Below are 8,104 nucleotides of genomic sequence, written 5' to 3' on the forward strand. Positions count from 1 at the left end.
CCCATGACGAGCCCGGCCGAACCTTTCGACGCCATCATCCTCGGCGCCGGTGGGGCGGGCCTGATGTGCGCGGCTATCGCAGGACAACGTGGGCGGCGCGTGCTGGTGGTTGATCATGCGGACGAGCCGGGACGGAAGATTCTGATTTCCGGCGGAGGCCGCTGCAACTTCACCAATATCCATACGGCGCCGGACCGGTATCTGTCCGCGAACCCGCACTTCGCCAAGTCCGCGCTGGGGCGGTATCGACCGGAACAGTTCATTGCGATGGTGGAACGCCATGGGATCGCCTGGCACGAGAAAACACTCGGCCAGCTCTTCTGCGATGGATCGGCGCGGCAGATCGTGACGATGCTGCTCGACGAATGCGCGCAGGGCGACGTCACGATCCGCTGCGGACAAGAGGTTCGGGCGATCGATCATGCGGATGGTCGGTTCACGGTCTCCTGTGGCGGGCAGCAGGCTTCGGCCCCCGCGCTGGTGATCGCGACGGGCGGCCCGTCGATCCCGAAAATGGGCGCGACGGGGTTCGCCTATGACATCGCCCGCCGGTTCGGAATGAAGGTCGTGGAGCCTCGCCCCGCGCTCGTGCCGCTGACACTCGGCGAGGAGGAGGCGCTGTTCCGCTCGCTTTCAGGCGTGGCGACGGAGGTCGTGGCGAAGAGCGGGAAAACCGCCTTCCGCGAGGCCGCATTGCTGACCCATCGGGGCCTGTCCGGCCCGGCAATCCTCCAGATTTCCTCCTACTGGCGACATGGCGAGAGCATAGGGCTCGATTTTCTGCCGGATCAGCCGGGCGGCTGGCTGCGCGAGGCCAAGCGGGCGCGGCCGAGGGCGACGATCCGCTCCATCATGGCGGCCATGCTCCCGGATCGGCTCGCGGAGGCCTTGGCCGAGCGCCTCGACCTTGCGGGCGAACTGGCCAATCTGCCGGACCGCGCGCTCGAAGCGGCCGAACAGCGGCTCGGCGACTGGCGCTTCATGCCCAACGGAACGGAAGGCTTCGCCAAGGCGGAGGTGACGGTCGGCGGCATCTCCACGGCGGGCCTGTCCTCGCAGACCATGGAGGCGCGGACGGTCCCCGGCCTCTATGCTATCGGCGAGGCGGTGGACGTCACCGGCTGGCTCGGCGGCTATAACTTCCAGTGGGCGTGGGCGAGCGGCCACGCCGCGGGGCAGGCGCTCTAGCCTCCGATAGGTTCGCCCTCCGCGGCCGGGGGGATATGGCCGATGAACTGGAACTGTTGCGGCGTGGTGCCCAACTCGATGCCTGCGGCCGGCAATCGATCGAGCAGATGGAAGAGGATCTCGCTCTTCGTCCCGTACACGTCGCGCGGGCTGCGCACATAGGCGAAGCCGTTGATGTTGATCCGCCCGTCGGCGATGGAGTCGATGAAGATGCTCGGCGCGGGCGTGTCGAGCACCGCCGGCGCCTCGTGGAAGATCGCCAGCGCCATCTCGCGGACCTGACGGATGTCGCTCCCCATCGGCACCGAGAATTTGAGCTGAACGCGGCCGATCGGGTCCGCCAGCGTCATGTTGCGGATCGTCTTGGTAATCAGCTCCGAATTGGGGACGATCAGGGTGGAGCGATCCGCGATCTGGATTTCGGTCGCGCGCACGCTGATGCGCTTCACATCGCCTTCCTGATCTCCGATGCGGACAAGGTCGCCGATCTTCACCGGGCGCTCCGCCAGCAGGATCAGGCCCGAGACAAAGTTCTGCGTGATCGCCTGAAGGCCGAAGCCGATGCCGACGGACAGTGCCGAAAGCAGCAGGGCGATCCGCTCGACGCCGATGCCCAGCGACGCCAGCGACCAGAGCACCGCAAGGATGAGCCCGGTGTAGCGCGCCACCATGCTGATCGAATTGCGGGCGCCGGCATCCAGCTCGGTCGCGGGCAGGTAGCGGCTGGTCAGCCAGCGCTGGCTGCTGCGGACGATGAACAGCCCGACGAGCAGCACCGCGCCGGAGCGCAGGATCGCACCGGGAGAGATGGTGATCTCGCCAATGGTGACGCCCTGCGCGATGCGCCCGATCTCGCCGAACAGCGTGGTGACGTTCGAACCGAAGGGGCGGAAGACGAACCCCGCCGCGACCACGATCATCGCCAGTCGCAACGCGGCGGAAAGAGCGACCCCGAGCTGGTCGACGAGGCTGCGGCGCAGGCCGAAGCCGTCGTGCATGACGGTCGCAAGCCGGCCTTCGCGGGCGAAGAGGCTGGAGCAGATGTCGTCCGTTGCGATCAGGCTGAGATAGAGCGCGCCCGCCACCACGGTCACCCATACGAGCGAACGGGAGAGGAGATAGGCCAGGCTGATATAGCCCGCCAGCAGCGCCATCACGGCGATGGCCAGAATGGCCCAGGCGGCCAGCGCGAAAAAGGCGACGCCGGCCTGATCCGTTCGATCCTCGCCATGGGCACGCATGGCGCGGGCGCGCAGGCGGCCGATCGTGACGAGCACGCCCAGGATCAGCCCGATGTTGAGAACGGCAGAGGCGGAGTCCGCCGCTGCCGTGGCCGGACCGCTCGCTCCGGCTGCTTCGCGGATGGCGGTGAGCAGCACGCTCGCGATGACGACGCCCGTTGCGGCGAAGGTCCATGGCCGCAAGCCGGATGCCGACTCATCGGAGATCGGCAGGAGACGCCACGAGCTTTGCCCCCGCTGGAGCAGGGCGCCGCCGAGGGCGGAGATCAACGCCGCCACGAACGTCACCCTCTGGAAGGAGCGGGCCACGCTTTCCCATGCCGGTGCAATCATCCCGGCCGAGTGGAAGCCCCCCACCAACGCCATGGACGCAAGCCCCGGCAGCAACACGCCGACCGCGACCAGCCAGAGGGCGAGGCCCGAGCGGCGGATGCGGCTGCCCGGCACATGCGCGATGACATAGCGTCGCCCCGCGCGCTTCAGGAGGCTCCGCGCCGGGCCGATCAGCAGCAGGGCGATGATGAAGCCGACGAACGCCGAGGGAAGCCCGCCGTTCGCGATGCCATTCTGGAAAGCATTGGCCTCGACCTTCAGGAAGAGCGATATGCGCTTCCCGTCACGGGGCAGGGAATGGACCAGCGGCTCCCAGAAGCCCGGCGTCAGGGGCGACGCGACTCGTTCGGACATGCGCTCGCTGAAGGCGTCGCTCTGGCTTTCGGTGATTTCGCCTGTGAGTTGGTCCGCCTCGACGCCGAGCAGCTTTCCACGTTTGATGGCCGAATCCACGGTCGATCGCTGACCGGCAAGCAGCCGGCGCTGGGCACGGATATCCGGCGCCTCGGTGATGCCGGCAGGCACCGGGCCGAGCTGGGCGATCCGCGCGTCGATCATCCCGAGCTGGTCGCCGAGTATCGCAATCTGGTCGTCGGACGCCTTCTTCACGGCCGTCGCCCGATCGAGCAGCGCCTGCCGCTCGGCTGGGCTGGTTCGCTCGTTGAACGCGCTGTCGATCGCGCTGAACTCGGCTGAAGCCTGATCGAGCGTTCGAGTGGCTCCGGTGATGGGATCGGATTCCTGCGCAAAGGCCGGACCGGCGACGAGAAGGGAGAGCAGCACGAGGAGGCGGGCGATCATGCGGCCCTTCCTATCGTCTCCGAAACGCCGCGCCCAGCCCGGCGGCGCGCCTTTTCGGGCACATCGACGGACGCGATCGCTCCATCCGGCGCGACAGGAGGCTGATCTTCGGTGACAGCCCGGCCCACACGGGGGTATGATGACGGGGCTCAGGCGGCCTCGGCAGCTTGTCGTTTATCGGGGCTCCTTCTGGGTATCGGGGCGTTTTGCCCTTGGCCGACAGGCGAGGAGACCGGAACCATGGCTACGGAGAATGACAACCTGCCGCTGGACGATCCGAGCCATTCGCGGAACATCGGCTCCGAGGATGACCCCAGCGAATATAGCTCGTCACGGGGCGTGCCCGCGTTTGCCAGGGTCGGGCTGTTGTTCGCCACCTTGGCGGCGACGGCGGTGCTGATCGGGATGGCCATCGCCGAGTAGGCGCCGCCCTCTCAGAAGCAGACGGGTTGAGCGCGCTGGATCGAACGGAGCGCGGCGGTTTCAAAGGCATCGCGAACGGCGATGCCGACCGCCTTCTCGTCCCCGCTGACGACGGAAGTGATGCCACAGTCGGAGGCCTTCCCGGAGCCGCTGATCCGCCATTCGACCGTGACGGCCGTCCGCCCCTCCTGCTCTTGCGCGGCGACGCTGCCATCGATCGTCAGCCAGGAGGCGGATGCGCTTCCGATGTTGCCTGCCAGCATGGCATCCAGCCGCCCGGTCCATCCGAGGTCGCCTCGCGCAGAGGCGCGTAGATGGATCATCGCTCCGGCTCGCCCGGACGAGCGCGAGGCACTGCCGCCGGTCATGTCGGCGCCATTTTCGCCGGCGGCGGCCAGAGGATCGGCGATCTTCCTCGATACCTTCTTCATCGCGAACATGTCGCTTTGAGCGGCGAGAAGGAACATCACGCCCAGCGTCGCGATGATGCATCCGAGGCGCACCGCCCGTGGCAGCCGCACGCGGCACAGGACGATGATAAGGCCCGCCGCGCCGACCCAGCCGAGAAACAGCAGCGAAGGCGGCGTCGGCGTGGCCCGCGTGGTCTGCCCAAGGCCCACCAGGCAGAGCGCGATCGCTCCGCCCATCGCCGCCACGCCGCCGAGCGTGACGGGAGACTGGCGCTCTACCTTCGATGCCATCACGCAACCAGCGAGGGCGTGCCGCAGCGTACGCCGTTCACCTGGAGATCGGCCTCCCCGATATGCACGCCAAGCAGGTTCGTGACCTGATCGAGCAGCCCATCCAGTGCCGGCGCAACCGGGGTCAGAAGCGATCCGACGCTTTTGGTGATACCGCCGACATCAAGGCCAAGCCCCAGAACCTGCACCTTGAGCTTCATATTGCTCACGAGCGACGCCGTAATGCCCTGAACGAGATCGGGGGTCTGAACGGTTTGAACCGTGTGGGAGTCGATCTGGGATTGATTGAATGCCAGCGTTTGCCAGTTCGGGCTGGCTCCGCCCAACTGGATTTGTGATTGGGCCGTCACATTCGCGACATTGATGCCGAGGAGCGACAACACATTCGCGACCGAAACGGGGCCTGGCGTCTCGGGAGTGCTGAAATCGTTCAGCTTCGACATGTCCACCGCGCCGATCGCGACATTGCCGAGCGAAGGCAGTACGCTAAGTCCGACCGTGGCGTTGTCCCGCTTCTGGCAGGTGATGCTGCTGAGCTTGGCCTGCGCTTCCGCCAGCTCGACATAGAGCGGCAGATGTACCGAGGCGAGGCCCGATCCGTCCAGAAGCTTCGTGTCGAGATAAAGCCGGGCCTGCGAGGTATGGACGGTGACGTTCCCGCCCTGCGCGACCGACAGCCAGGGCGAGTGCTCTGCCCGTTGCCCGATGGCGAGAGTGAGATTGGTGCTGGCGGCTCCCGGCAGATCGACGCCGAGGTCCGTCGATACCTGACGCGATCCATTGGCGAGCTGAAGCATCTCGCGCACGATCGAATATCCGTCGCTTGAGATGACCGTGGACGGATCGGCATGGTCCTGCGAGCCATAGGGGCCGAGGTCGATCAGGTTGGAAAGCTGGACCGTCGTCGACGGAACCCGAAGCGACAGCGCATTCAGCGCTGAGGTGGCCGCGGGGTTGGTGGAGGCGTCTGCCAGCGCCGACAATATCTGCGGCAAGGTCGCCTTGGCATTGAGCGTGTCGTTGAAGCTGGCACCCGTCAGATCCAGCTTGGTGGCGAGCTGCTTGGAGAAGCTCAGCAGGTCGATCTGCGTTCCCACCAGCGCATTATAATCCGCTACGGACAGGTTCAGCTTCGTCCCCGCCAGCGCGTCCAGCAATGCACCGGGCAGCCCGCCCTGCACGGATGCCAATCGGGTGCCGATGGAGAAGGCGGCATAATCGATACGAGCGGCCAGCGCCGTCGCGCGGACTTGTGTGGACCGGCGGCCGGTGATCGCGCCGCCGAAGAACAGCGGCACCGATTGCACCAGCGTCACCTGTACGGCGTTGGTGGAGGGCGTACCGGGCACGAAGCGCTGCGCCGGCTTGATCGACCCGTCCGGCGTATAGGTTCCGGGTACGAGTGCGGCAATCTGCGCGTCCGTCAGCCTGTTGTCGGCGATGACTTGCTGGGCGGCCGCGGTTGCAGCGCCGGATGTGCCGACCGCCGCCAGAGCCGCCGCGTCGGCGACGCCCTGCAACTTGCGGTTGGCGAGGTAGACCGAGCCCATGTCCACGGCGAATGCGGTCGAGGCGAGCAGCGCCGTCATCGCCGCGACGGTGAGGATCGTGACCGAACCTCGCCGATCATGGGCAATCCCTCGGAGATGTCGCTTGAACACAAGCATCATAGGCCTCCAAGACTGATCGCCGCGCTCCGATGGATGCTGGTTGGCGGCGGAACCACGAAGCTCATGTGGAGGAGGGGATCCTGTGAAGCATCGTAGAAGACGTTCACGGTGAGCGTCGTCTGATCGTCGCTCACGCTGGTCGTGGCCTTATCCGGGTCGAGTGCGCCGCCGCGCGCGAGCATGGTCTTCACGTTGCTGACCGCCAGATCGCTGCGCTCATCGGATGTCAGGCCGGCGATGGAGGCGCGCGCGGCATCATTGGCCGCCTGTTGAACGGTGTGCGCCGTGAGGAACCAGTCCCCATAGGAGATGACGCCCATGATGAGGGTCAGCAGGATCGGGAGGACAAAGGCCATCTCGATGGCGGCTACCCCCCGCGCATCGGCACACAGGGTGCCGGCTTTGGCCTCATGAGGGCGAGCGGCGAGCCGTCGAACCATGTCGCCAGTCTATGGCTTCGTCATGCAGATCGAGTTTCTGCGAAGTTTACGCAAAATGCCTGAATAACGCGGAAAATTCGATCTAAGTCTAGTTGATGATCGCCCGGGATTCCGTCACTTAAACGGAAGAGGAGGGGCGTATGACACAGATCCAGCCCATGCAATGCGTGTCATCCGCGGAACTTACGCGAAATTTCGGCGCGTGGCAGGATCGCGCGGCGCGTGGCCCTTTAGTGGTTACGCATCATGGACGGCCACGCTGCGTTCTTCTCGCCGCGGATGCATATGCGCAATTCTCTCGGAGCGAAGCGCAGGAGAGCGAGATTGCCGTCGATCATGCGCTTCTGTCGGAACGGATCGATGTCGGTTTCGTCGTGCTCGACAAATCGCTTCGGATGCAGGAACTGAACACGCTGGCCTCGGTGATGCTCGGCAGAAGCCGGGACAGGCTGATCGGCACATCGATCCTCGATCTGCTCCCGAGGCTGGCGGAAGATCCTTATCACACACAGATCCGACGGGTGCTGCGCAGCGCGGCGCCGGCGCGATTCTCGCTGGTTGGGCAGGATGAGCGCTCCATCCATCTCCATGCTTTCCCCTGGCCGACGGGAATGGCGCTGACTTTGCAGTCGGCATCGTCGGAGGATGAAGCGGAAAACGAGCTTGCCCGTGCCCGCGCGCTATCGGCGGCCCTGGAGACGCATGGGAATATCGGGACGGCGCAACTGACTGTCCGTGCGTCCATCGCCGAGGTGGACGCGAGCTTTGCCAGCATCGTGGGCATCGCTCCCGACCGGCTGGCGGGCGCGCGCGTGACCGATCTGTTCGCCATGGCCTCCCGCGATGCGGTAAGCGCTGCGCTGGAGAAGGTCATGGGCGGCGCCAAGGTGGAGGCGCTGGATGCCTGCCTGCTGGTCGACGGCGGCGATCGCCCCCGCCGCATCGCGCTCGCCTCATGGAAAGAGGGTTATGGTATCGGCGGCGCCGTCATGGTCCTCCACGGACCTGCCTGAAGATCAATGAGAGGAAAATGGTGGACGCACTTGGGCTCGAACCAAGGACCCGCTGATTAAGAGTTTTGGAATCACGTCATTGCGCTAGATTGCGACAGCTTATGCTAGCTGTTCTAACCCTTGATATTGCGTGCTTTTTATCGTTGCTTGATTGTGGGTGCTTGTCGTAGCTGTTCCTTTGTTGCTGGTATAGTGCTAGTGAGGTGGTGCCGGTTTTCTGGACAGGGTGTTAAGCTACTCCCGACCTGATGGATTGGTACGGGAATGAAGACGACGAGGAAGCGCTACAGCGCC

At 65.5% G+C, this 8,104-nt stretch carries 7 protein-coding genes; 3 read left to right on the forward strand and 4 right to left on the reverse strand.

The genetic code is table 11. The annotated features are described in order from the left end of the window. Positions 1-3: 3 nt before the first annotated feature. Complete coding sequence (locus FHS98_RS10675; protein WP_167104132.1) at positions 4-1,188, forward strand: BaiN/RdsA family NAD(P)/FAD-dependent oxidoreductase; 1,185 nt, start codon at positions 4-6, stop codon at positions 1,186-1,188. Here the strand turns inward: FHS98_RS10675 and FHS98_RS10680 are convergent. Beyond that, complete coding sequence (locus tag FHS98_RS10680; RefSeq protein ID WP_167104134.1) at positions 1,185-3,563, reverse strand: DUF3772 domain-containing protein; 2,379 nt, start codon at positions 3,561-3,563, stop codon at positions 1,185-1,187. The two genes, FHS98_RS10675 and FHS98_RS10680, sit on opposite strands and share 4 nt — an antisense overlap. 240 nt (positions 3,564-3,803) lie before the next feature. Here FHS98_RS10680 and FHS98_RS10685 point away from each other — a divergent pair, with 240 nt between their 5' ends. Continuing rightward, positions 3,804-3,986 carry a hypothetical protein gene (locus FHS98_RS10685; protein WP_167104136.1) on the forward strand — a complete coding sequence of 61 codons (183 nt, stop codon included), beginning with the start codon at positions 3,804-3,806 and terminating at the stop codon, positions 3,984-3,986. 11 nt (positions 3,987-3,997) lie between these two features. On the opposite strand, the gene FHS98_RS10690 is transcribed toward FHS98_RS10685, so the two are convergent. From FHS98_RS10690 to FHS98_RS10700, 3 genes are read right to left on the reverse strand one after another with little or no spacing between them, the layout of a single operon-like run. Next, entirely contained in the window at positions 3,998-4,687 is a 690-nt protein-coding gene (locus tag FHS98_RS10690) for a hypothetical protein (protein ID WP_167104139.1), read from the reverse strand. Then, on the reverse strand, positions 4,687-6,357 hold the full coding sequence (locus tag FHS98_RS10695) for a TadG family pilus assembly protein (protein WP_208402179.1): 1,671 nt from the start codon (positions 6,355-6,357) through the stop codon (positions 4,687-4,689). Before FHS98_RS10695 ends, FHS98_RS10690 begins: the two co-directional genes overlap by 1 nt. Further along, entirely contained in the window at positions 6,354-6,797 is a 444-nt protein-coding gene (locus FHS98_RS10700) for a TadE/TadG family type IV pilus assembly protein (RefSeq protein ID WP_167104145.1), read from the reverse strand. Before FHS98_RS10700 ends, FHS98_RS10695 begins: the two co-directional genes overlap by 4 nt. Before the next feature lie 140 nt (positions 6,798-6,937). Here FHS98_RS10700 and FHS98_RS10705 point away from each other — a divergent pair, with 140 nt between their 5' ends. After that, positions 6,938-7,810 carry a PAS domain-containing protein gene (locus FHS98_RS10705; protein ID WP_167104148.1) on the forward strand — a complete coding sequence of 291 codons (873 nt, stop codon included), beginning with the start codon at positions 6,938-6,940 and terminating at the stop codon, positions 7,808-7,810. Positions 7,811-8,104 lie beyond the last annotated feature (294 nt).

Source organism: Sphingomonas oligoaromativorans, from assembly GCF_011762195.1.
Classification (GTDB): domain Bacteria; phylum Pseudomonadota; class Alphaproteobacteria; order Sphingomonadales; family Sphingomonadaceae; genus Solisphingomonas; species Solisphingomonas oligoaromativorans.

Excerpts from the sequence above, each read along its gene's own strand:
- FHS98_RS10680 (WP_167104134.1), bottom strand. The coding sequence starts at position 3,563 with ATGATCGCCCGCCTCCTCGTGCTGCTCTCCCTTCTCGTCGCCGGTCCG.
- FHS98_RS10685 (WP_167104136.1), top strand. The coding sequence starts at position 3,804 with ATGGCTACGGAGAATGACAACCTGCCGCTGGACGATCCGAGCCATTCG.
- FHS98_RS10675 (WP_167104132.1), top strand. The coding sequence starts at position 4 with ATGACGAGCCCGGCCGAACCTTTCGACGCCATCATCCTCGGCGCCGGT.
- FHS98_RS10695 (WP_208402179.1), bottom strand. The coding sequence starts at position 6,357 with ATGATGCTTGTGTTCAAGCGACATCTCCGAGGGATTGCCCATGATCGG.
- FHS98_RS10705 (WP_167104148.1), top strand. The coding sequence starts at position 6,938 with ATGACACAGATCCAGCCCATGCAATGCGTGTCATCCGCGGAACTTACG.
- FHS98_RS10700 (WP_167104145.1), bottom strand. The coding sequence starts at position 6,797 with ATGGTTCGACGGCTCGCCGCTCGCCCTCATGAGGCCAAAGCCGGCACC.
- FHS98_RS10690 (WP_167104139.1), bottom strand. The coding sequence starts at position 4,687 with ATGGCATCGAAGGTAGAGCGCCAGTCTCCCGTCACGCTCGGCGGCGTG.